Source organism: Halarchaeum grantii, from assembly GCF_014647455.2.
Lineage (GTDB): Archaea > Halobacteriota > Halobacteria > Halobacteriales > Halobacteriaceae > Halarchaeum > Halarchaeum grantii.
Window position 1 is genome coordinate 689400 of the sequence record NZ_BMPF01000002.1, and the last position, 21814, is coordinate 711213.

Sequence of the window (21814 nt, forward strand, 5' to 3'; positions counted from 1 at the left end):
GAGCGTCGAAATCACCGCATGGAGACAGCTGTCACTTCCGTTCGAGATACCGTGATGAAATGGAGTAGTTCCACCAGGATTCGAACCTGGGTCGTTGCCCCCAGAAGGCAACAGGATTGGCCGCTACCCCATGGAACTACGCGCGGCGTCGCTTCGCACACGAGCATACTCCGTGGCCGAATATGAGTCTTGCGGACTCCACCGAGGTGCCGGACGGCGGTGGCGTCGGCGGGTTTCGAGGCGCCAGAGTGACACCCCAAACGTGCATAGACCGCCATCTATATACCGTCGATAGGCGCACGGACGTGTGTATGTACGTCGGTCGTTTCGTCGTGGTGGGTCCCGGTCTCGGGGCGTACCGCGTCTCCTCTCGGTCGTTCCCGAATCGCCAGGTCACCGCGCGCGAGGACGCCCTCACGGTCGGGCCGACGCCGGACGCGCCGGAGACGGACAACCCCTACATCGCCTACAACTGCGTGCGCGAGGCGGGCGACGGCCTCGCGGTCGTGGGGAACGGCTCGCACGTCGACCCGATCGCGGAGAAACTCGACCTCGGCTATCCGCCGCGCGACGCGCTCGCGACGGCGCTGTTCGCGCTCGACTACGAGAAGGACGACTACGACACGCCGCGTATCGCGGGCGTCGTCGGGGCCGAGGAAGCGTACGTCGGGACGGTGCGCGCGGACGCCCTGAAGGTCGAGCGCGTCGAGGAGGCGACGCTCGTCGCGACCTACGAGAAGGACGACCCCGAGGCCTACGCGCTGGCGGCGACGACCGCCGAGGCGGCGGCGCGCGAGGTGTACGACGCGGACTTCGAGCACGCGGTCTGTGCGGCGGCGGCCGAGGTGGCGGCTGACGGCGTCGAGACCGCGCTCTACAACGGCGAGTAAGCGAGTCCCGCGAGCGTTTTTTTGCGTCGCGCGCCCGTACTCGTGGGCATGCGCGTCGGTCTCATCTCGGACGTTCACTCGAATCGCGTGGCGCTGCGAGCGGTACTGGACGACATGCCGGACGTGGACGTCCTGCTGTGCGCGGGCGACGTCGTCGGCTACAACCCGTGGCCGGCGGCGTGCGTCGAACGCCTGCGCGAGCGCGGCGTCCCGACGGTGATGGGGAACCACGACCGGATGCTCGCGTCCGGGCGGAACTTCGGGGGGAACGGGATGGCGAGAGCCGGGGTCGAGCACGCCCGCGAGCGCCTCGACGCCGAGGAGCGCGCGTGGATCGAGGGGTTGCCGCGCGAGCACGTCGCCTGCGACGGCCGCGTGAGGGTCGTCCACGACCACCCCGAGTACGTCGACCACTACACGTACCCGGACGAGTTCTCCGCCGACCTCCTCGGCGACGAGGACGTGCTCGTCCTCGGGCACACGCACGTCCAAGGCTATCGGGCGTTCGAGGACGGCCTCGTGGTGAACCCCGGGAGCGTCGGCCAGCCCCGCGACGACGACCCGCGCGCCGCGTACGCGGTGCTCGACCTCGAGGAGAAGACGATCGAGGAGCGCCGCGTCGAATACGACGTCGAGGCGGTCGTCGCGGCGGTCGAGGAGACCGGACTCCCCGAGTCGACGGGGACGCGACTGCGCGACGGCCGGTAGTCGGGGAACGCCTATCGGCCTCGAGTCGGGAGTGTCGCCGTGATGGATTCGGCGGGCTTCGGCGTCCTGTGTCTGGTCGCGCTCCTCGCGAGTTCGGCCCTCGGTCTCGCGCTCTTCGGCGTTCCGGGCGCGCTCGTCGGCGGACTCGTCGGGCTGGTGGTGTTCGTCCTGACGGCGCAAGCGAACGCCGGCGGGGCGGACCCGACGCTCCGACCGGACGAGCGAGACGAGGACGTGGAGGCGCGCGGGTTCGACCCAACGCGCCGACCCGCAGAGCGCGAACGCGACGAGGAGTAGCCTCAGCAGACCGGCTTGGGGTTGACGCCCATCGACTCGAGCTGTTCGGTGTACTCGTCGTAGGCGGCCTGGATGGCGTCGTCGGCGGCCGTCTTCGCGCGTTCCCAGTCCGCGTCGTCCTCACAGACGGTCTCGAGGAGGGCCGTCGCCGCATCGAGTTGGCCCTCGAGGTCGCCCTTGAGGTCGCGGAAGGTGGAGGCGGTCATGGGGTCGGCCTGCCCCGTGAAGAAGCCGGTGTACTGCTCCTTGGATTTCTCGGTGGCGAGGATGCGCCCCACCATCCCACCGGCGCGCGCGGCGGTGTCGTCGAGGTCGCGGAGGACGTCCTGCATCGCCGAGGGGTCCTCGCTCGGCTCGAAGCCGTCGTCGCCGAGTTCGTCGAGAACGGTCTCGTAGTGCTCGCGCTCTTGGTCGGCGGCGTCCGCGAACGCCTCGCCGGCGGGCGTGTCAGTGCCCTCGTCGGCGGCCCACGCGGCGAACGTCTCGGCGGCGGCGTACTCGGCGTTCGCGGCGGCGCGCAGCACCTCCTCGGGTTCGAGGTCGCCGCCGGTCGCGGCGTAGAGCGATTTCGAGGAGCCCAGTCGTGAGAGCGCGGTGTCGTTGTCGTCGCGGACGGCGTCGACGAATGCGTCGGGAGTCATGGTCGGGGATTGCACGCGGGAGGCCTAATACCCACCGTCACCGGTGCGGGTGGGTCGGGAGAGCGCCGTGGCTACGCGACGCGAAAAAACGGGAGAAGATGGAGCCTCGTTACTCGCGCCTCGCTTCGCTCAGCGCTCGCCTCTTCGCGAAACCTTCGGTTTCGAGTTATCGGACGGGCGACACGAGAGTCGCCCGTCCGGTTCGAGGTTCCTGCGGAACCTCGTTACTCGCCCGAGCCGGTCTCGATGGGGGCGTCGACGAGGTTGCCCCACTCGGTCCACGAGCCGTCGTAGTTGGTGACGTCGTCGTAGCCGAGGAGTTCGGAGAGCGCGAACCACGCGATCGAGGAGCGCTCACCGATGCGGCAGTAGGCGACGACCTCCTGGTCGTTCGTGACGCCTTCCTCCTCGTAGAGCTCCGCGAGCTGCTCCTTGGACTTGAAGCGGCCGTCCTCCTGGACCGTCGCGGCCCACGAGACGTTCTTCGCGCCGGGGACGTGGCCGCCGCGCTGGGCGGTCTCGTTGAGTCCCGGCGGCGCGAGGACCTCGCCGCTGTACTCCTCGGGCGAGCGAACGTCGACGAGTGGAATGCCGCGGTCGATGGCGGTCTCGACGTCGTCGCGGTAGGCGCGGATGGACTCGAAGGGGCCGCGCGGCGTGTAGTTCACGGAGTCGAAGTCGGGGACCTCGTCCGTGGTCGGGTAGCCCTCGTCGAGCCAGTAGTCGCGGCCGCCGTCGAGGAGGTAGACCTCGTCGTGGCCGAAGTACTTGAACTGCCAGTAGGTGTAGGCGGCGAACCAGTTGGAGTTGTCGCCGTAGAGGACGACCGTGGAGTCGTCGCTGATGCCGTGCTCGCCGAGCAGGGTCGCGAAGTCCTCCTTGGAGAGGATGTCGCGCTGCGTCTGGTCCTGGAGCTGCGTCTCCCAGTTGAAGCCGATGGCACCGGGCGCGTGCGAGTCTTCGTACGCTTCGGTGTCGACGTCGACCTCGACGAGTCGATACTCGGGGTCGTCGGATTCGAACTCGTCGAGGTGGGACTCGACCCAGTCCGCGCTGACGAGAACGTCGTTGGCGTAGTCGTCGTCTACCATGTGCGTGACTTGTGACGCCACGCATATAACCCTGCGCCACTTCGCAGGTTCCCCCGGTCCTTCCATTTCCCGGCGCGTCTTGCCCCTACTCGCTCCGCGAAGGCGGCGACGTCGTATGGCACGTCTTCGCTACCAGAAAGTGTTGCCTCTGCCTGTGATGCCAGCGGTATGACACGGTACGGCACGGGAGGCGTCCGGAGCGTCGCGACGCGACCCGAAGCGGTATCCACGCGGGCGCTATAGGAGGATGCGATGGACGAGGACGTCATCGTCTCCGCCGAGTGGCTCGACGAGCACAGAGAGGACCCGGACGTCGTCGTCGTGGACGTCCGCGACGCGTGGGAGTACGACGGCATCGGACACGTCCCCGGCGCGGTGAACGTCCCCTTCGACTCCTTCCGCGGCGGCGGCGAGGAGGGGATGCTCCCGCCGGAGGACGAGTGGGCGGCCCTCCTCGGCAAGTACGGGGTCGACGGGGGGACGACGCTCGTCGCCTACGACGACACGCACGGCGTGTTCGCGGCGCGCTTCCTCGTCACCGCGCTCCTCTACGGGCACGACCGCCTCCGCCTCCTCGACGGCGACTACTCGGCGTGGATGCAGGGCCACGAGACGAGCACCGAGTCCCCCGACGTCGAGGCGACGGAGTACACCGTCGAGCGGCCCGCCGACTCGCCGCTCGTCACGCTGGGCGACGTCGAGGCGGCGCTCGACGATCCGGAGGCCGTCGTCGTCGACACGCGCGAACCCGAGGAGTACGCCGAAGGCCACATCCCGGGCGCGGTGAACCTCGACTGGAAGGAGGTCGTCGACGAGGAGACGCGCGGCCTCAAGGCCCGCACGACCGTGTCGGAGATCTTCGCGTCGAAGGGCGTGACCCCGGAGAAGCGCGTCGTCCTCTACTGCAACACGGCGCGGCGCATCAGCCATACGTTCGTCGTCCTGCGGTGGTTGGGCTACGACGACGTCGCGTTCTACGAGGGGAGCCTGACCGAGTGGGAGGCCGAGGGCAAACCGCTCGAGTCGGCCTAGTTCCTGTTCTTCCGTTCTTCGTCCGCGATGAGGGTGACGGCTTCGACGAGCAGCGCGACGATCAGCGGGCCGGCGATGATGCCGATGACGCCGACGGTGAGGAGGCCGCCGGTGAAGCCGATGAAGTAGAGGCTCCCGGGGAGGCGGGCGGTGTGTCGGGAGAGTCGGGGACGGACGACCGGGTCGGGGAGCCACGCGACGAGCGCGCCGGCGACGACGGTGACGAGCACCGCGCCGACGACGTTGCCGACGCTGAGCTGGTAGAGCGCGAACGCGCCGACGACGATGCTCGGGCCGACGATGGGGAGGAACTGGAGGACGGCACAGACGAGGGCGATGGTGACGGGGAAGGGATACCCCAGTAGCCAGAAGACGGGGACGGCGACGAGGAAGGTGGCGAACGCGGTGGCGGCCTGCAGGACGTAGATGGCGTAGAGGGTGTCGCGGGCGCGACGCGCGAGCGCGCCGACGACGTCGTGATAGCGGAGGGGGACGGCGGCGAGGACGGCGGATTCGGCTTCCTCGTGGGCGACGAGGAGCGCGAAGACGAGGAGCGCGAAGAGCGTGAACTTCACGCCGAGGACGGGGAGCGCGCTGATGGCGTCGACGGCGAGCGCGCGGACGGTGTCGGTGAGCGGCCCGGTGAGAGTCGCGACGTCGACGACGTAGCTGAACGTCCCGAAGCCGAGGACGAACTCGTCGGGGAGCGACTGAATGAGCGCGAGGACGCCGCTCGAACGGATGTAGAGGAGGTAGGCGAAGGCGGTGATCGGGAAGAGGACGCCGAGCGTCGCGGCGCTCGTGGTGGCGGCGGCCGCCCACCACGCGGGGAGCCGATGGTTCGCCCGGCGGTAGACGGGGACGAGGAGGTAGGCGACGGTAGTGGCGAAGACCACGGTGCCGAGCACGCCGTGGAGGAGGACGGCGGCGAGCGCGGCGAGCGCGGCAAACAGGCCGATGAGGACGGTTCGTCGGGCGTACGGCACGCGCGGTGGTTCGCCCGGTGGAGGTAAAAAGACGCGGGGGACCCGTGACGCTCGCGGTTTCGAACCGACAGCCATGAGTATCACCGGGTGGGACCACCACGTAATGAAGCGACGCGACTACCTGCGGGCGGCGGGCGTGGCGGGCGCGCTCGGCCTCGCGGGCTGTACGGGCGACGGCGGGACGACCGAATCGACGACGGCGACGACGACGACGACGGGCTCGACGACCGCCGGGACGACGGGGACGGCGTCCGCGTCGCGGACGCTCACGGTCGCGACCTATCCCTCCTACGTGGACGGGTCGGACTCGCCGGGCGCGTGGCTCAAGGAGCGCTTCGAGGCCGCCCACGACGACGTCACCGTCGAGTGGTCGACGCCCACCTCCGGCTCCTCGAACATCAACGAGTACATCCAGCGCGCGAAGCAGGGCGCGGCCATCGACGCGGACGTCTACGTCGGCCTGAACACGGACGAACTCGTCCGCGTCGACCAGGAGCTCGACACGCAGTTGTTCGCCACGGTTCGCGACGACCTCACGCACGCCGCCGACGTGAAGGAGGGGCTGAACGTCGACCCGAAGGGCCGCGCGCTCCCCTACGACACCGGCTACGTCACGCCCGTCGTCGACGCGACGACCCTCGAGGTCGTCCCCGAGACCTTCGACGACCTCCTCCAGTCGCGCTACCGGGGCGACCTCCTCGCGGAGAACGCCCAGAGCTCCGACACGGGGAAGGCCTTCCTCCTCCACACCATCCACCAGCAGGGTGCCGACGGATATCTCGACTACTGGCGCGACCTCCTCGACAACGACGTCCGCGTCCTCGACTCGTGGGACGCCGCCTACAACGCCTACACGAAGGGCGAGGCGCCGATGGTCGTCTCCTACTCGACGGCGAAGGTGTACGCCGCGAACCAGGGCGAGGACCTCGACAAGTATCAGGTCGCCTTCCTGAACGACGAGGGGTACGCGAACCCCGAGAGCATGGCCGTCTTCAGCGGGAGCGAGCGCCGGGAGCTCGCGACGGCGTTCGTCGACTTCCTGCTCTCCGAGGAGGCACAGAGAACGGTCCCGCAGCTGAACTACCAGTCGCCGGCGACGACCACGGGGTCGCTCTCGGGGAACTTCGCGAAGTACAACGAGGAGCCCGCGAACCCCGTGACCTTCACGTACGACGAACTCGCAGGGAACGTCACGGAGTGGGTCGAGGAGTGGGCACGACTGGTCGCACAACACTGAGCGCGCGGCTCTACGCGCTCGCCGACCGCATCGGCGCGCGCGGCGCGTTCCTCGGGACGCTCGCCGTCCTCGTCGTCGTCTTCTACTACCCCGTTGGCACGGTGCTGTTCGCCGCGTTCAGCGACGACGGCGCGCTCTCGCTCGCGCCCCTGTGGGCGACGCTCACCGACCCCTTCTACTTCGGCGTCCTCTCCGGAGTAATCGCCGACCCCGCGAGCGCGCCGGGCGCGCTCGTCGGCTGGGTCGAGGCGGGCTTCCCCGCCGTCCGCACCGGGCTCTTCGGCTTCACCGCCTACCTCGCCGTCCTCGGCACCGCGTGCGCGGTGCTCGTCGGCCTCCCCGGCGCGTACGTCCTCGCGCGCTACGAGTTCCCCGGCCGGGAGACGATTCGCTCGCTCACCGTCGTCCCGTTCGTCCTCCCCGCCATCATGGTCGCGGTCGGCTTCACCACGATGTTCGGGACGCACGGCACCCTCAACGACGTCCTCTCGGTCGTCGGCCTCCGCGTCGACGTCGCGTTCAGCCTCCCGCTCGTCGTCGCCGCGCTCACCTTCTACAACGCCCCGCTCGTCACGCGCTTCGTCGTCGCCGCCGCGGACACCGTCGACGTGCGCGCCGTCGAGACCGCACGCACACTCGGCGCGCCGCGCTGGCGGGCGTTCCTCGACGTCGTCGCCCCCCAGCTGTTCCCCTCCTTCCTCGCGAGCGTCCTCCTCGTCTTCGTCTTCGACTTCATGGCGTTCCCAATCGTCCTCGCGTTGGGCGGGTTGCGCCTCGCCACCGTCGAGGTGTGGATCTACTCGCTCGCCGCCAACCTCGATCTCGGGGAGGCCGCCGCGCTCGCCGTCCTCGAAGCCGCCGTCACGCTCGGCGTCACCTACCTCTACCTACGCTACGAGCGCCGCGGCGGCTCCGGCACCGCCGGCGCCCGCGTCGAGCGCGTCCCCCTCGTCGGGCCGCCGAGCCTCGGACGCCTCCTCGCCGCCGCCTACGCCGTCGTCGCCGCCGTCCTCTACGTCGGCCCGCTCGCGAGCATGGTCGCGGAGAGCCTCACGCGCGCCGGCGGGTTCTCGCTCGCGAACTACGCTTTCCTCCTCGCCCAGCAGTTGGGGACCGGCGGCGCGCGCCCCACGGTCGCCGTCCAGAACAGCCTCCTCTTCGCCGTCGGCGCCGTCGCGCTCGCCGTCCCGATGGGCGTCAGCATCGCCGTCGTCACCAACCGGAGCGGGCGCCTCGCGCGCGTCGGCGGCGCGCTCCTGATGGCGCCGCTCGCCGTCAGCGGCGTCGTCACCGGCATCGGCCTCCTGCAGGGCCTCGTCTTCGGCGTCGACGTCCTCGGACACCACATCGCGGTCACGGGCCCGGTCGCCATCGTCGCCGCGCACGCCGTAGGTGGATATCCGTTCGTCGTGCGGAACGTCGCGCCCCTCCTCGCGCGCGTCGACGACGACCTCGTCGCCGCCGCCCGCACGCTCGGCGCCGGCCCCGCGCGAGCGTTCCGGGACGTGACGCTCCCGCTCGTCGCGCCGGGCGTCGTCGCGGGCGCCGCGTTCGCGTTCGCCATCAGCGTCGGCGAGTTCAACGCGACTATCGTGCTCGCGCGCGACACCGCCTCCTACACGATGCCGGTCGCCCTCGAACGATACCTCTCGAACCCCTCGGTCGGTCCCTATCTCGGCCCCGCGGCCGCGATGGGCACCGTCCTCCTCTGTGTCACCGCGGTGAGCTTCGTCGTCGTCGAACGCCTCGGCGGGCGGTGGGAGCCGTGAGCCTCGAACTCGGCGGCGTCGAGAAGACCTACGGCGACGCCGTCGCGCTGCGCGGCATCGACCTCGACGTCCGCGAGGGCGAGTTCTTCACGCTCGTCGGCCCCTCAGGCTGCGGGAAGACGACGACCCTCCGGTGTGTCGCGGGCCTCGAGGAGCCCACGGCGGGAACGGTGCGCTTCGACGGCCGGGACGTCACCGGCCTCGCGCCCGAGGAGCGGAACGTCGGCGTCGTCTTCCAGCACTACGCGCTCTTCCCGACGATGACGGTGCGCGAGAACGTCGCCTACGGCCTCCAGTTCGACCCGCCCGCGGGATCGGTCGCGGCGCGCGTCGACGAGTTGCTCGACCTCGTCGACCTCCCCGGGATGGGCGAGCGGATGCCGGACGAGCTCTCGGGCGGCCAGCGCCAGCGCGTCGCGCTCGCCCGCGCGCTCGCCCCCGAGCCGGACGTCCTCCTGCTCGACGAACCGCTCTCCGCGCTCGACGCGCGCCTCCGCGAGCGCCTCCGCCTCGAGGTGAAGCGCGTCCAGCGCGAACTCGACATCACGACGATATACGTCACGCACGACCAGGCCGAGGCGCTCGCGGTGAGCGACCGCCTCGCCGTCATGCACGACGGGCGCGTCGCGCAGGTCGGCGAACCCGAGGCCGTCTACGACGGGCCGGAGACGCGCTTCGTCGCGGAGTTCCTCGGCGAGAACAACTGCCTCGAGGGCCGTGCGAGTCGCGGGGTTGGAGGGGAAACAGGGGGGTCTGTCGTCGCGGTCGGCGACCGGGAGTTCGCGGTGGCGGGCGACCACGAGGGACCGGTGACGCTCTGCGTGCGCCCGGAATCGCTGGACGTGACCGCTTCGCACAACCGGTTCGACGCGGCCGTCACCGACGTCGAGTTCCTCGGCGACGCCTACAGGGTGCACTTCGAGTGGAACGGACGGCCGCTCCTCGCGCGCCTCGACGAGCCCCCGACGGGGACGGTGACGCTCGGCTTCGACCCCGGCGACGCCACCGTCCTCGAGCGCTGATCAGGGCGCGACGCCGACCGTGAGGAGGGTGCCCCAGCGACGATAGCGGTCCACCATCGCCTCGCGCGACTCGAAGCCCTCGTGGGGGAACGCGGCGGCGTCGGGGATCTCGATGTCGCGGTCGGCGACGGTGTCCTGCTCGGCGACGTGGAGGCCGGCCGCGCGGAACGTCTCCCTGTACTCCGCGCGCGACCAGCGCGTCATCTCCACGGAGATGTCCGCCTGCCAGTCGTGCGAGTGGACGTTCTCCTCGTAGTAGTTCACCGCGCAGTAGAAGGTCCCGCCGGGCCGGAGGACGCGCCGGACCTCCTCGAGCGTCTCGAGGGGGTCGGCGGCGTAATAGAACGCCTCCATCGAGAAGACGTGGTCGAGGCTGTCGTCGGCGAACGGGAGGTCGCCGAAGTCGCCGACGACGTAGCCGACGTCGGGGTCGTCCGTGTAGGCGCGGGCGTTGCGCGTCATCTCCGGGGAGCCGTCGAGGCCGTAGCCGCGTCCGATGCCGCGCTCGCGGAGCGCGCGCAGCGCGTACCCCGACCCCGTCCCGAGGTCGAGGACCGCGTCGGACTCCTCGACCGGCATCCGTGCGAGGACGTGCTTCGCGGTGTGCCAGTGGCGTTCCTCCATCCCCTTATCGCGGCCCGACGCCGCCCAGTCGTCGAACTCCTCGCGTACGCTCATGGCGGTCGGAGGGTCGTCGGCGAGTAAAACCGTTCGGTGACCGGGCGGGTGGTCGAGGGACCGGCGGTCGCGCGCACCGACCCCGCGACGCACGCCGTCACGGGCGACGGGGAGTCCCGCGAGGACACCGACGACCGGCCGTGAGGGCGGCCCGGGGGGCGACCGCTTCGCCGGGAAGTCCACCGGCTTCCGGGAGCGGAAGCGAGTGGCTTTATTCGCGGGCGCCGCGAGGATGGAACCATGGTCGGTCGGAGCAAGCGCTACGCCTTCGCGGACACCGCCCAGCAGGTCGTCGGCGGCTTCCTGCTCGCCGGGCCGTTCGTCGTCACCGAGGAGGTGTGGGTGCTCGCGAGTCGGATGGGGTGGTACCACGTCGCGCTCACGCTCGGGCTCATCGCCGCCATCGGCTACGGCGCGCTCTATCAGGCGGACGACGACCGCGACCCGGACAGGGAAGCCGAAGTCGCCGGCGTCCCCCTCCGGTTCGTCTCGCTCATGGCCGTCTCCTTCGGCGCCGTCCTCCTGCTCGCGATCTCCTTCCGCGCGCCCACGACGTTCGCGACGAACCTCGAACTGCGACTCGACGCGGTCGGCCTCGCCGTCTTCACCCTGAAAGCGACGAGCGTCGGCGCCGTCTTCAGCGTCGTCGGCGCCGCGACGGCGGACAGCGTCTTCTAGGGGCGATGCCGTCTTCAGCGTCGTCGGCGTTCACGAGACGCCGCGCGTCTCGTGAGCCAGTCGGGACGCGGAGCGTTCCGACGCTGCCGCGACGGCGGACAGCGTCTTCTAGTGGCGGCGCCGTCTGCACGACGGCGGATTCGCGAGTCGCCGCGACGGCGTGCGGCGTCCGCTGAGCGCGCTCGACGCGGGCGCAACTGTCGCGTCGCCGCCCATGGGAGACGCCAACACCACCTACCACTAAGTCGGTGCCACGCACCCATCGAGTATGGACTACCGGCTCGCGATCGACGGCGCCCCCGAGACGGTCCCGGGCGGCACCGCCGTCCTCCTCCTGCATCCCAGCATCGGGGAGACCGACCGCATCGACACCGACTTCCTCAAGACCGACACCGACGCCTTCCTCGTCATCTCCACGCGCACCACAGCGCGCGAAGTGATGCAGAAACTCGACCACTACGACGTGGACGAGACGCGCGCCCAGATCCTCGACACGCTCTCCGTCGACCGGGGCTACTCGCGGCGCAGCGGGAACAACGTCCGCTACGTCTCCTCGCCGGACGACGTCGAGGGCATCTGCACCGTCACCGAGGAGTTCCTCGCCGAGCAAGAGGGGAAGCGCCGCGTCAGCTTCGACTCCATCACCGAGCTCGCCTACTACGCCGACGAGGACCGCGCCGTCGACGCGCTCGAACGCATGGCGCGTCTCCTCGAGGCCTACGACGCCGTCGGTCTCTTCCACGTCTCCACCGAGGTCCACGACGAGGAGACCATCGAGCGCTTCCGCGCGTGCTGTGACGGCGTCCTCGACCTCCACGAAGACGGGAGCGTCGACGCCGACTTCTAGAGCGGACGCGGGGTCCGGTGGAAACGACGGTGGCCGTAGCGGCGCGGTCCCGCACCGCGTGATGGGTTCGGGGGCTCGGCGAGCGGCCGCCCGCGTCCAGCGGGTCTGGCGGAACACTACGGGCGAGCGAACAGCGCGAGCGAGGGCTTAGGAGAAGACCTTCTCCGCCCACGTCACCGCGTAGGACGCGCCGTGTTCGCGGTACGCGAGCGCGTCGAGCGCATCGAACGGCGCCGGGACGTCGAGGCCGTGCTTGACGCCGCCCGCGGCGAGTTCGGCCGCGTCCGGGAACGACGTCTCACCGCGCGCCACGGCGCGCCCGAGGCCGTCGAGGCGGGGCTGGAGGCGCTCGCCCGCGTCCGCCCACGCGTCGGCGAGCATCGCGCGCCCCTCGGCGTCCGCCCAGGACGCGAAGACCTCGCGCGTGTGCAGGCCGACGTAGGCGTCGAAGACCGCGAGGGCGAGTTGATACGTGGCCGTCGGGTCCGTCGGCGTCGCCGCCGCGAACGCCGGATACGACTCGCCGAAGAACCCGAGGAAGTGCTCCGGGACGCCGAGACCGGCCTGCACGAGCGCCTCCGCGACGAGGAAGGAGACGAAGTCATCCGGAGAGCCCTCGATGCGTGGCTTCACGAGCACCACGGGCGGCGTCGTCTGCGTCGTCCACGCGACGCTCCCGTCGCCGGGCGCGCCGACGACGACGTCGTCGCCGACGAGTCGGTCCAGTATTTCGGGGTGCTCGGCGGGGAGCCAGTCCGCCGAGTAGCCGCGCGGCTCGACGCCGTCGACCACCATCATGAGGTCGGTGAGCGCCGAGGTGGGGAGCACCTCGAAGTCGCGTTCCGTGTCGTAGACGAGCGCGCCCGGCGCGTGCTCGTCGCGGACGGCGACGACGTCCGGATGGAGGTCCCGTTCGTCGAACATCAGCCCATCGAGCTCACGATGAGCGCGAGGGAGGCGATCGCGGAGAGTCCGACGGTCGTGAGGACGATCTTCGTGGCCGTGCTCATACACGCCGGTCCGCGCCGAATACACTTAAAATCGGGCAGTTCGCACTCGGAGTGGGGGACGCGACAGCGGCGATGCCAGTCGGCACCGCGCCGGCCTTCAGTCAGCGCGCTCCGGCGCGGCGGGCTCGCCGCCGGACGTCGCGTCGCCCTGCGCGGCGAAGTAGGAGGCGAGCGCCGGCCCCGTGACGTTGTGCCAGACGCTGAAGAGCGCGGGCGCGAGCGCCGCGAGCGGGCTGAAGTGCGCCGTCGCGAGCGCCACCGCCAGTCCCGAGTTCTGCAGGCCGACCTCGAACGTGGTCGCGCGCACGCGGTCCTCGCTCATCCCCGTCGCGCGCCCGGCGAGGTTCCCCGCGGTCAAGCCGATGCCGTTGTGGAGGACGACCGCCGCGATGGCGCCGGCGGCGGCACCGAGGATGGCGCCCTTGTTCGCGGCGACGACGGCCGCGACGATTGCGACGATCGCCGCCACCGAGACCGTCGGGAAGACGGTCAGGCCGACCTCAGCGAGGCGCGGCGCGTACCGGTCGAGCAGGTAGCGAAGCGCGAACCCGGCGAGCACCGGGACGAAGACGACGCGCACGATGTCCGTGAACAGCGACGCGAACGTCACGTCGATGGTCGCGCCCGCGAGCGTCACCACCCACGCCGGCATCAGGAGCGGCGCCGTCAGCGTCGTCACCGTCGTGATCGAGACGGAGAGCGCGACGTCGCCCTTCCCGAGATACGTCATCACGTTCGACGCCGTCCCGCCGGGCGCCGCACCGACGAGCACCACGCCGAGCGCGAGTTGGGTCGGGAGCCCGAGGACGAGCGTGAGCGCGTACGCCGCCACCGGCATCACGAGCCACTGCGTCAGCGCGCCGATGGCGACGTCGCGCGGGCGCTCGACGATGCGACGGAAGTCCTCCGGCAGGAGCGTCAGCCCCATGCCGAGCATGATCAGACCGAGCAGCGGCGTGATATAGGGGAGAATCGGCGTGAAGACGCCCGGCACGTAGAGCGCGAGCGCCGCCGCCGCGAGGACCCAGAGGACGAAGAGCTTGTTCGCGTACGACGCGACCGTTTCGAGGGTATCGAGCGCGCTCATCCGCGCTCACCCGCGACGAGGAAACTGGACATTCGTCGGATATAGTCGGATGGGGGCACAAGAGGATGCGACTGCCGTCAGATGTTGCCAGAGCCGAGCGCGGCGGCGCCCGCCGTTCGGCGTCAATCGCCCGGGAATCGCGCGCTTACTCGTCGTCGTCGCGCGCGACCGGCCCCGCGAACGTCTCCGGGACCTCGATGACGTAGCGGCCGTTCTCCTGCAGGGCGATGATGTACTCCTCGCGGTCGTAGAGCTCCATCAGGTTCAGCTCGTACTGGCCGGGCGCGAGCACCTTGATGGACTCGAACTGGTCGTTGAGCTCCTCGCGCAGCGCCTCCATGTCCGGTTCCTCCGCGTCCGCGTCCGGTTCCTTGACCACGCGGCCCTCACTCGGGGGCTCCTTCGGGAGGTCGTCGGAGGTGACCATCTCGCTGCGCGCCGACGCCTGCGCGGCGTCCTCCGCGTCGTCCGCCGCCTCGACGTCCGGGGCCGACTCGGCGTCGGCGGCGGTGTCGGCGTCCGTTGCGCCGTCGGCGTTCTCGGCCGCCCCGTCCTCCGTTTCGGGTGCATCCGGAGTGTCGGAGTCGGGAATCACCGACGTCGACGCGTCGGAGTCGGGGGCGTCAGACGCCTGCGCGTCGGACTCGGAGTCCACCGGGGTCGACGCGTCGGCCGACTCGACCCCGCGAGCGCCCGACTCCCCCGTTTCGGGTGCGCCGGCGTCGGTGTCGTCGCGCACGAAGTCGCGAACCGTCGCCGCCGCCTTCCCGACCGCCGAGGAGACGCCGGAGGTATCCGGGCGTTCGGGCGCCTCCGCGCCGTCGACGTCGGCGTCCTCGGGAATATCGCCGGGATGGAACTGGAACTTGTTCCCGCCACACTCCGGACAGCCCGAGAGCATCTCCTTCGACCCGTCCGCGAACGTGTGACCGCAGTTCGTACACTGGTGGGGCATCTACTGCCTCTTGAGGAGCGCGCTGATGAGCGTCTCGTCCTTGTGAAGGGACTGGATCTGGTTCGCCGGTCCGATGACCGTGAGCTTCGCGGGGTCCTCGTCCTTCCCCATGATGCGTCCGAGGAGACCGGAGTCCTTCGTCTCGCTTCGCGGGAAGGACTCGATCTCGATGCCGGTGAAGCCGTCCGGGTTGATCTCCGTCATCGTCACCTCGATGAGCCTCGACTCCTCGTCCGGCGTCAGGCCCTTCTCGAGGACGACGATGTCGCCGTCGTGGACGGAGTCGAGAATCATCCGGATCTTCTCCATGGACGTCTTCCCCTCCATGCGCTCCGCGCTGATGAGGTCGAGTTGCACGCCGTCGCCGGGGTCTTGTTCAGGCATCGTGGATCACCCGAACTTCTCCGCGATCCGGTCGTACACCTCGTCCATGTTCTCGCCCTCGAGCGCCGAGAGCTCGATGGTCTCGTGCTGCGGGAAGGCGTTGCGGATGCGCTGGACGTTCGCGTCCTCGAGGTCCGTCTTGTTCGCGAGGATGAGCACCGGCAGGTCACGGCTCTCGATGATGCCGATGAGCATCGTGTTCACCTGCGTGAACGGGTCCGTCGTCGAGTCGAGGACGTAGATGACGCCGTCGACGTCCTCGCGGAGCCAGTGCATCGCCTCCGCGACGCCCTCGGTGGCCTCCCGGGAGCGCCGGACGGCCTCCTCTTTCTCCATGTCGTGATCGAGGAACTCCTCGTAGTCCACCTTCGTCGTCACGCCCGGCGTGTCGACGATGTCGATGGAGACGGTCTGCCCGTCGCGCTCGATCTCGACGTTCTCTTTTCGCCGCGCGCGTCGTGTCTCGTGGGGGATGTGGCTCTCGGGCCCGACGGCGTCGCCGGTCCAGTCACGGGCGATGCGGTTGGCGAGCGTCGTCTTGCCGGCGTTGGGAGGCCCGTAGATACCGATCCGCTTCGGGTCCTCGCCCTCGCCGGCGAAGAGTTTCGCCGTGACCGCCGAGATGCTGTCCCTGAGGTCTGCAAACAGTCCCATCCTCTTGTCTCCTTTACGTTACGGGCGGCCAGACGGGAAAACTTGACGCAGCGACCGCGTAGCGAATCCCCGCCGCCGCCCGGTTAGATGTACGAACCCCGCCACGCGACTTAAACCTACGTCAGACGACGGACGGTGAACGGGGGTCGCCGACCGACAGGGGGGTCGCGGGCGGCGGACGACGGTGACCGACGGGCGGGACGGGACGAACCGCCACTGCCCGGGGATAAATGCGGGGTCCGGGTGGTGAGCGACTCACCAGCCGTCCGTGGCGGAGGACCGCGGTTGTCGAGCCACGGCGCCGCGTCGACGGGAAACGAGGGGGGTTGAGGAGAGATAGGGTCGCGAAGACCGGTCGCAACAACGGGAGGCAGACAGAGACGTATGGTAACACGAGGCGTTACCGCCCCCCACCCCTTCGTTTCGAGTGGAGACCGTAGGGGGCACAGGGGAAGGGGGAGGCCAGCCGAAGGTTCCGGTCGGGAAAGTAGATTCACTAGACACGATTCCACTAGAAACCAATCCCTCTATTTGCAGTACGGATTCGGTTTTTCGGTCTTCTACTTAACTGTTTCCGTATCTAGAGACCCGTCCGGTGGTCCCCCACCCCCTCCCTCTTGTATCACGTTCCACCGGAAACGAAGGGGTGGGGGGGGTTGGCGGCCGTTCACCGGAATACCCCCTCTGTTTCGGGTGGAACAGGCCATTTAATTCCACACAGACCGGTAGCGGACAATCACTATATAGGCCGCAAAACGCCATATCAGCGGCTATCTCGATCTCGGACGCTACCGCTCTGTCCGCCCAAATCCGACACGAACACCTCTGTTTCACCTCGAACAAGTGATAACATCTCTGCTCGTGGGTATGAATCAGCACACCTGATATTTTATTGATAGACACTAGTACTCCCCTAGAGTTCTCTCTCCTTCTCTAGTCGCATAGGTGCCGTCGGTCGGGCGGCGTCCCCGATCGTCGATGACGCCCGACGCGACGCGGTGACCGATCTCATCGAAACGCTTTTGCTCTACCGGCGTCGCCTATTTCATCTGCATCAACTGGACGGACCGCGTCCCATCGTCCGGCGTCAACGTCGCGTATTCGGACGACTCCGGGTGTGTGATCCGTTTGTTCCAGACGAAACAAAGGGGTGCACGTGATACGATGACGGACGACGAACCGAACGAACGGCGGACGGCGGACAGGGACTTCGACGTCGACCTCGACGACGTCCTCGAGGACGAGGAGGACGACGAGGAAGGAGGACTCTTCGACGACCTGCTCAGCGGCGAGCCGATCTTCGAGAACAAGGAAGTCCTCCGCCCGTCCTACACGCCCCACGAGCTTCCGCACCGCAACGAGCAGATCAACAACATGGCGACCATCCTCGTCGCCGCGCTCCGTGGGGAGACTCCCTCGAACATCCTCATCTACGGGAAGACCGGGACCGGCAAGACCGCCTCCGCGAAGTACGTCAGTCAGGAGCTCGAGAACACCTCGCGGAAGTACGACGTTCCCTGCGAGGTCGAGTACATCAACTGCGAGGTGACGGACACCCAGTATCGCGTGCTCGCGCAGCTCGCGAACACGTTCATCGAGCAGAACCGCGACTACGCGCGCGGGCGCATTCGCGACATCGAATCCCTCATCGAGGACGCCGAGGACGATCCCTCGGCGCTCGCCGAGACCGAGTTCGAGTCGGTTCGGGACGCCGAACGACGTCTCGAGGACCTCGAGCGCGACCTCGAGGAGATGGAGGAAGTCCCGATGACTGGGTGGCCGACCGACCGCGTCTACTCCGTCTTCTTCGAGGCCGTCGACTACGTCGAGCGCGTCGCCGTCATCATGCTCGACGAGATCGACAAACTCGTCGAGAAGTCCGGCGACGACACTCTCTACAACCTCTCGCGGATGAACTCCGAACTCGACAACTCCCGGGTGTCGATCATCGGTATCTCGAACGACCTGAAGTTCACCGACTTCCTCGACCCGCGCGTGAAGTCGAGTCTCGGCGAGGAGGAGATCGTCTTCCCACCGTACGACGCGAACCAGCTCCGGGACATCCTCCAGCACCGCTCCAAGGACGCGTTCAAGGCCGACGCGCTCTCCGAGGACGTCATCCCGCTCTGCGCGGCGTTCGCCGCACAGGAGCACGGCGACGCCCGACGCGCGCTCGACCTCCTCCGCACTGCGGGCGAGCTCGCCGAACGCGACCAGTCCGACGTCGTCACCGAAGAGCACGTCCGGCGCGCACAGGACAAGATCGAACTCGACCGCGTCGTCGAAGTGGTGCGGACGCTCCCGACGCAGTCGAAACTCGTGCTCTTCGCCATCATGATGCTGGAGAAGCACGGCGTCCACAACATCAACACGGGCGAGGTCTACAACATCTACAAGACGCTCTGCGACGAGATCGACGCGGACGTCCTCACGCAGCGTCGCGTCACCGACCTCATCAGCGAACTCGACATGCTCGGCATCGTGAACGCCGTCGTCGTCTCGAAGGGGCGCTACGGGCGCACGAAGGAGATCAACCTCTCCGTCCCCATCGACGAGACGGAAGCCGTCCTGCAGGCGGACTCGCGACTCGGCGATATCGAGAACGTCACGCCGTTCGTACAGGCCCGCTTCGACAACTAGCCGTTCCCCCGCTACCCGGCCGCGCTACCCCGTGAGCGGCGCCGCTCCACCGGAAACGAGGGGGTTCGTGGTGGCCGGCGTCTCGACAATCGGGCTCGACAGCGCCACGTCGCCCGTGATGACGAGTCGGACCCAGCCGAGCCACGGGATTCGGAACTCCGCAGTGCCGCGCACCCAGTCCGGCTTCACCGGCGAGGAGATGTCGGCGACCTGGTCGTAGTAGCCGTTCGCGTCGCCCTTCGTGATGAAGCCGGCGTGCGGTGCCGGGCAGTTCTCCAACTCCTCGCAGCTCGTCGCCCCTAGCAGGTACTCCGAATCCGCCTCGTCGTACCAGTTCTCGCTCTCGTTCACCCAGAACCTCGCCCGGTGGATGACCGGCGTCCGCTCACCGTCGCCGTACGGGGCGTAGACGACGACGTCACCCGGGTTGTGGAACTTCGCGTACCCGGTATCCTGTCCGCGCTGATAGGTGACGACGCCGGTCCCGGCGACGGCGCCGTCGCCGGGGAAGCGGTGCTCCTCCATCACGAAGACGAGGTCGCCCTGCTTCAGGTTCGGATGCATGCTCCCGGACTCGACGGCGACGAGCGGCGGCCAGAGGCCGCTGACGGCGAAGAGGAGGAGGCCGACGACCGCCACGGCGAGCGCGCTACTCGCCAGCTCGCGGACGAAGACGACCGCTTCGGTGTCCGTGCGGAGGAACCAGCGAATCGCGGCGAGCGGACCGTCGCGAGGGTCGGGGACGTCGTCCGCACTCATTGCCACCCGCTACGGCGGACCCGCGTTTGAAGGTTCCCCAATCGGGACGTGGCCCGCATCCGCACGCTTTTTGCTCCGGGCCGCGTGGGAGTCGAACTGTGCCCGACTCGACGCCCGTCCGAGTGGCCCGCGAACTCACGGCGCGCGGCTACAACGCCGACCGCGCCGCCGTGACGCTCCTCGCGGACGAACCCGACCCGGACGCGGCCGTCGAGCGCGTCGCCGACGCCGCCCCCGACGACGCCCTCACGCTCTCCGCCGACGACGTCCGCGCCCTCCTCGACGACGCGAACGCCGACGATGCGCCGGCCGCGACCCCGCCTGCCGAGCCCCCCGACACGACCACGGACGGCGGTGCGCCCGCCGACGTATCCGCCACCGCAGACGCGAGCGCCACGCCACCGGCCGACCCGACATCGACCGACGCTTCGAGTGGAGCCACATCCGGGCGTGAATCGCCGACAGAAGCGGGGACTCCAGACGAAACGAGAGGGGGTGAATCGGCGAATGCCGGCGGGCGAACGCCGACCCCGCCCGCCGTCGCCGAGGACGTCACCGGCCACTCCACGGGGACCGGCGAGTACGGCGACTTCGTCACCGTCTTTCGCGACCGCTATGAGCGCCTCTCGAAGAAACTCCGGGGGCGCATCAACCACCGCCCGACGGACGCGCTCGACGCGATGCCCGGCGGGAGCGACGCCGCCATAGTGGGGATGGTGAACGACATCCGCTCGACGGCCAGCGGCCACTGGCTCGTCGAACTCGAGGACACGAACGGGACGTTTCCCGCCCTCATCATGAAGGACCGCGACTGGGCGGACGTCGTCGACGAACTCCTCCTCGACGAAGTCATCGCCATCGAGGGGACGCTCGCCGACGACGGTGGCATCCTCTTCGCCGACAGCGTCCACTTCCCGGACGTCCCGCGCACCCACCGACCGAACACCGCCGACCGGCACGTACAGGCCGCGCTCGTCTCCGACGTCCACGTCGGCAGCCAGGAGTTCGCCGGCGAGCGCTGGGACGCCTTCGCCGACTGGCTCCACACTCCCGAAGCCGAGGCCGTCGAGTACCTCCTCGTGGGCGGGGACATGGTGGAGGGCGTCGGCGTCTACCCGGACCAGGACGAGGAACTCGACATCGTCGACGTCTACGAGCAGTATCGCGCCTTCTCCGAGCGCCTGAAGGACGTCCCCGGCGACATGGAGATCGTCATGATCCCCGGGAACCACGACGCCGTCCGCCTCGCCGAACCCCAGCCCGGCTTCGACGAGGAACTCCGGGAGATCATGGGCGCGCACGACGCCCGCATCGTCGGCAACCCCGCCACCGTCACCGTCGAGGGCGTCGACGTCCTCATGTACCACGGCGTCAGCCTCGACGAGGTCATCGCCGAGGACGGCGACGAGAGCGTCTCCTACGACGCCCCGCACAACGCGATGGCGCGCCTCCTCAAGAAGCGCCACGTCGCCCCGCAGTACGGCGGTCGGATGCGCGTCGCCCCCGAGGAGAAGGACTACCTCGTCATCGACGACGTCCCCGACGTCTTCCACACCGGCCACGTCCACAAACTCGGCGTCGGCGAGTACCGCAACGTCAAACTCGTCAACTCCGGGTCGTGGCAGGAGCAGACCGCCTTCCAGAAGTCCGTCAACATCGACCCCGACGTCGGCACCGCGCCCATCGTCGACCTCGATACCCTCGACATCACCGTCCGGAAGTTCTAAACGACCTTTTGCGGCGGGCACTTCGCGCCCTTGCAAAAGCTCGACCAAAAGCACCGTCACACCCCTTCTGGGGTGCTCGGGCCTCGCGGCAAAGCCGCGAGTGAACCGGCGGCCCACCGGGTCCTGACGGACCGCTCGGTCGCCGGACGCTCATCATGTGGCTCGCTCCGTCAGCCGCGGCTCGACTGGACCTGAAGCGGGAGCGTGCTACTCCTCGACGGCGAGCCGATAGCGCGCCGTCCGCTCGCCCGCGAAGCGCGGCCCGTCGCCGACGTCCTCGAAGCCCGCGTTCGCGACGGCATCGAGCGCCCCCGACGCGGACGCCGGGACGACCACTTCCACGGGGATGGTCTCCGCGCGCGCGAACGCGATCGGTTCCTCGAGGAGGGCGGCGACCGCCTCCGCGTCCCCGACGAGGCGCGTGACGTGCACCGCGTCCGCGTCGGCGTCGTAGGCGAGCGCGCCCGTGGCGTCGCCGTCGCGCTCCGCGAGTAGGACCGCGCGCTCGCGGAGGAGTCGTTCGGCGGCGCGCGACGGGACGCCGACGAGGTCGGCGACGGCGTCGACATCGCTGGGGGCGGCGTCGCGAACGGTCACACTCGTCATCGCGGAGACGGTTCGCGCGCCGTGCGTAAAAAATCGCATCCCCCCGCCGTGGTCTGGATGGACAGCGTTATCCCCACCCCGTTACTACCCCCGTCCATGACTGCGTGTGACACGAC

Annotated in this window: 22 protein-coding genes and 1 tRNA gene; 11 read left to right on the forward strand and 12 right to left on the reverse strand. The window is 69.2% G+C overall.

Annotated elements, in window-relative coordinates; all coding sequences use genetic code 11:
* Positions 1 to 65: 65 nt before the first annotated feature.
* Positions 66 to 138: transfer RNA gene (locus IEY12_RS09765), tRNA-Gln, on the reverse strand.
* A gap of 173 nt (positions 139 to 311) precedes the next feature.
* On the opposite strand from IEY12_RS09765, the gene IEY12_RS09770 reads away from it, so the two are divergent.
* From IEY12_RS09770 to IEY12_RS09780, 3 genes are read left to right on the forward strand one after another with little or no spacing between them, the layout of a single operon-like run.
* Positions 312 to 890, forward strand: a complete 579-nt coding sequence (locus tag IEY12_RS09770) for an IMP cyclohydrolase (protein WP_188883303.1) — start codon at positions 312 to 314, stop codon at positions 888 to 890.
* Between the two features lie 48 nt (positions 891 to 938).
* Positions 939 to 1598: a metallophosphoesterase family protein gene (locus IEY12_RS09775; protein ID WP_188883305.1), complete on the forward strand. Its 660-nt coding sequence runs from the start codon at positions 939 to 941 to the stop codon at positions 1596 to 1598.
* A 42-nt stretch (positions 1599 to 1640) separates the two neighbouring features.
* Positions 1641 to 1895 (forward strand): hypothetical protein, encoded by a 255-nt coding sequence (locus IEY12_RS09780; protein WP_188883307.1) that lies wholly within the window; start codon positions 1641 to 1643, stop codon positions 1893 to 1895.
* 2 nt (positions 1896 to 1897) lie between these two features.
* On the opposite strand, the gene IEY12_RS09785 is transcribed toward IEY12_RS09780, so the two are convergent.
* Positions 1898 to 2536: a rubrerythrin family protein gene (locus tag IEY12_RS09785; protein WP_188883308.1), complete on the reverse strand. Its 639-nt coding sequence runs from the start codon at positions 2534 to 2536 to the stop codon at positions 1898 to 1900.
* A 224-nt stretch (positions 2537 to 2760) separates the two neighbouring features.
* On the reverse strand, positions 2761 to 3627 hold the full coding sequence (locus IEY12_RS09790) for a sulfurtransferase (RefSeq protein WP_188883310.1): 867 nt from the start codon (positions 3625 to 3627) through the stop codon (positions 2761 to 2763).
* A gap of 252 nt (positions 3628 to 3879) precedes the next feature.
* Between IEY12_RS09790 and IEY12_RS09795 the strand changes: the two genes are divergently transcribed.
* On the forward strand, positions 3880 to 4659 hold the full coding sequence (locus tag IEY12_RS09795) for a sulfurtransferase (RefSeq protein ID WP_188883312.1): 780 nt from the start codon (positions 3880 to 3882) through the stop codon (positions 4657 to 4659).
* Here IEY12_RS09795 and IEY12_RS09800 read toward each other — a convergent pair.
* Positions 4656 to 5645, reverse strand: a complete 990-nt coding sequence (locus IEY12_RS09800; RefSeq protein ID WP_188883314.1) for an AI-2E family transporter — start codon at positions 5643 to 5645, stop codon at positions 4656 to 4658. The genes IEY12_RS09795 and IEY12_RS09800 overlap by 4 nt on opposite strands.
* Positions 5646 to 5748: 103 nt before the next feature.
* Here IEY12_RS09800 and IEY12_RS09805 point away from each other — a divergent pair, with 103 nt between their 5' ends.
* From IEY12_RS09805 to IEY12_RS09815, 3 genes are read left to right on the forward strand one after another with little or no spacing between them, the layout of a single operon-like run.
* Positions 5749 to 6882 (forward strand): thiamine ABC transporter substrate-binding protein, encoded by a 1134-nt coding sequence (locus IEY12_RS09805; protein ID WP_188883317.1) that lies wholly within the window; start codon positions 5749 to 5751, stop codon positions 6880 to 6882.
* The gene (locus IEY12_RS09810) at positions 6855 to 8651 is read left to right on the forward strand and encodes an ABC transporter permease (RefSeq protein WP_188883319.1); all 1797 of its coding nucleotides are present in this window, start codon (positions 6855 to 6857) and stop codon (positions 8649 to 8651) included. Before IEY12_RS09805 ends, IEY12_RS09810 begins: the two co-directional genes overlap by 28 nt.
* A complete protein-coding gene (locus IEY12_RS09815; RefSeq protein ID WP_188883324.1) occupies positions 8639 to 9673 on the forward strand; it encodes an ABC transporter ATP-binding protein in 1035 nt (344 codons plus the stop codon). The genes IEY12_RS09810 and IEY12_RS09815 overlap by 13 nt, the downstream gene beginning before the upstream one ends.
* Here IEY12_RS09815 and IEY12_RS09820 read toward each other — a convergent pair whose 3' ends face one another.
* Positions 9674 to 10351 carry a class I SAM-dependent methyltransferase gene (locus IEY12_RS09820; protein ID WP_188883325.1) on the reverse strand — a complete coding sequence of 226 codons (678 nt, stop codon included), beginning with the start codon at positions 10349 to 10351 and terminating at the stop codon, positions 9674 to 9676.
* Positions 10352 to 10591: 240 nt separating this feature from the next.
* On the opposite strand from IEY12_RS09820, the gene IEY12_RS09825 reads away from it, so the two are divergent.
* Positions 10592 to 11029, forward strand: coding sequence for a DUF2391 domain-containing protein (locus IEY12_RS09825; RefSeq protein ID WP_188883326.1), 438 nt, complete (start codon positions 10592 to 10594; stop codon positions 11027 to 11029).
* Between the two features lie 268 nt (positions 11030 to 11297).
* Positions 11298 to 11876: a DUF7090 family protein gene (locus IEY12_RS09830; RefSeq protein ID WP_188883327.1), complete on the forward strand. Its 579-nt coding sequence runs from the start codon at positions 11298 to 11300 to the stop codon at positions 11874 to 11876.
* Positions 11877 to 12023: 147 nt separating this feature from the next.
* Here the strand turns inward: IEY12_RS09830 and IEY12_RS09835 are convergent, their stop codons facing one another.
* The 5 genes from IEY12_RS09835 to IEY12_RS09855 form a co-directional block, all read right to left on the reverse strand.
* Complete coding sequence (locus IEY12_RS09835; RefSeq protein WP_188883328.1) at positions 12024 to 12800, reverse strand: DUF7089 family protein; 777 nt, start codon at positions 12798 to 12800, stop codon at positions 12024 to 12026.
* Between the two features lie 183 nt (positions 12801 to 12983).
* Positions 12984 to 13973 carry a bile acid:sodium symporter family protein gene (locus tag IEY12_RS09840; protein WP_188883329.1) on the reverse strand — a complete coding sequence of 330 codons (990 nt, stop codon included), beginning with the start codon at positions 13971 to 13973 and terminating at the stop codon, positions 12984 to 12986.
* Between the two features lie 145 nt (positions 13974 to 14118).
* Positions 14119 to 14928, reverse strand: coding sequence for an OapC/ArvC family zinc-ribbon domain-containing protein (locus IEY12_RS09845; protein ID WP_188883330.1), 810 nt, complete (start codon positions 14926 to 14928; stop codon positions 14119 to 14121).
* Positions 14929 to 15312, reverse strand: a complete 384-nt coding sequence (locus IEY12_RS09850; protein ID WP_123074576.1) for a DUF2073 domain-containing protein — start codon at positions 15310 to 15312, stop codon at positions 14929 to 14931. It abuts the gene before it with no gap.
* Between the two features lie 6 nt (positions 15313 to 15318).
* A complete protein-coding gene (locus tag IEY12_RS09855; RefSeq protein WP_123074578.1) occupies positions 15319 to 15966 on the reverse strand; it encodes an Era-like GTP-binding protein in 648 nt (215 codons plus the stop codon).
* Between the two features lie 1164 nt (positions 15967 to 17130).
* Between IEY12_RS09855 and IEY12_RS09860 the strand changes: the two genes are divergently transcribed.
* Entirely contained in the window at positions 17131 to 18606 is a 1476-nt protein-coding gene (locus tag IEY12_RS09860; RefSeq protein WP_188883331.1) for a Cdc6/Cdc18 family protein, read from the forward strand.
* A 24-nt stretch (positions 18607 to 18630) separates the two neighbouring features.
* On the opposite strand, the gene IEY12_RS09865 is transcribed toward IEY12_RS09860, so the two are convergent.
* Entirely contained in the window at positions 18631 to 19365 is a 735-nt protein-coding gene (locus IEY12_RS09865) for a S26 family signal peptidase (RefSeq protein ID WP_188883334.1), read from the reverse strand.
* Between the two features lie 98 nt (positions 19366 to 19463).
* Here IEY12_RS09865 and IEY12_RS09870 point away from each other — a divergent pair, with 98 nt between their 5' ends.
* Positions 19464 to 21092: a DNA-directed DNA polymerase II small subunit gene (locus IEY12_RS09870; protein WP_188883336.1), complete on the forward strand. Its 1629-nt coding sequence runs from the start codon at positions 19464 to 19466 to the stop codon at positions 21090 to 21092.
* Positions 21093 to 21299: 207 nt separating this feature from the next.
* Here the strand turns inward: IEY12_RS09870 and IEY12_RS09875 are convergent, their stop codons facing one another.
* Entirely contained in the window at positions 21300 to 21698 is a 399-nt protein-coding gene (locus IEY12_RS09875; protein ID WP_188883338.1) for a hypothetical protein, read from the reverse strand.
* Between the last annotated feature and the right edge of the window lie 116 nt (positions 21699 to 21814).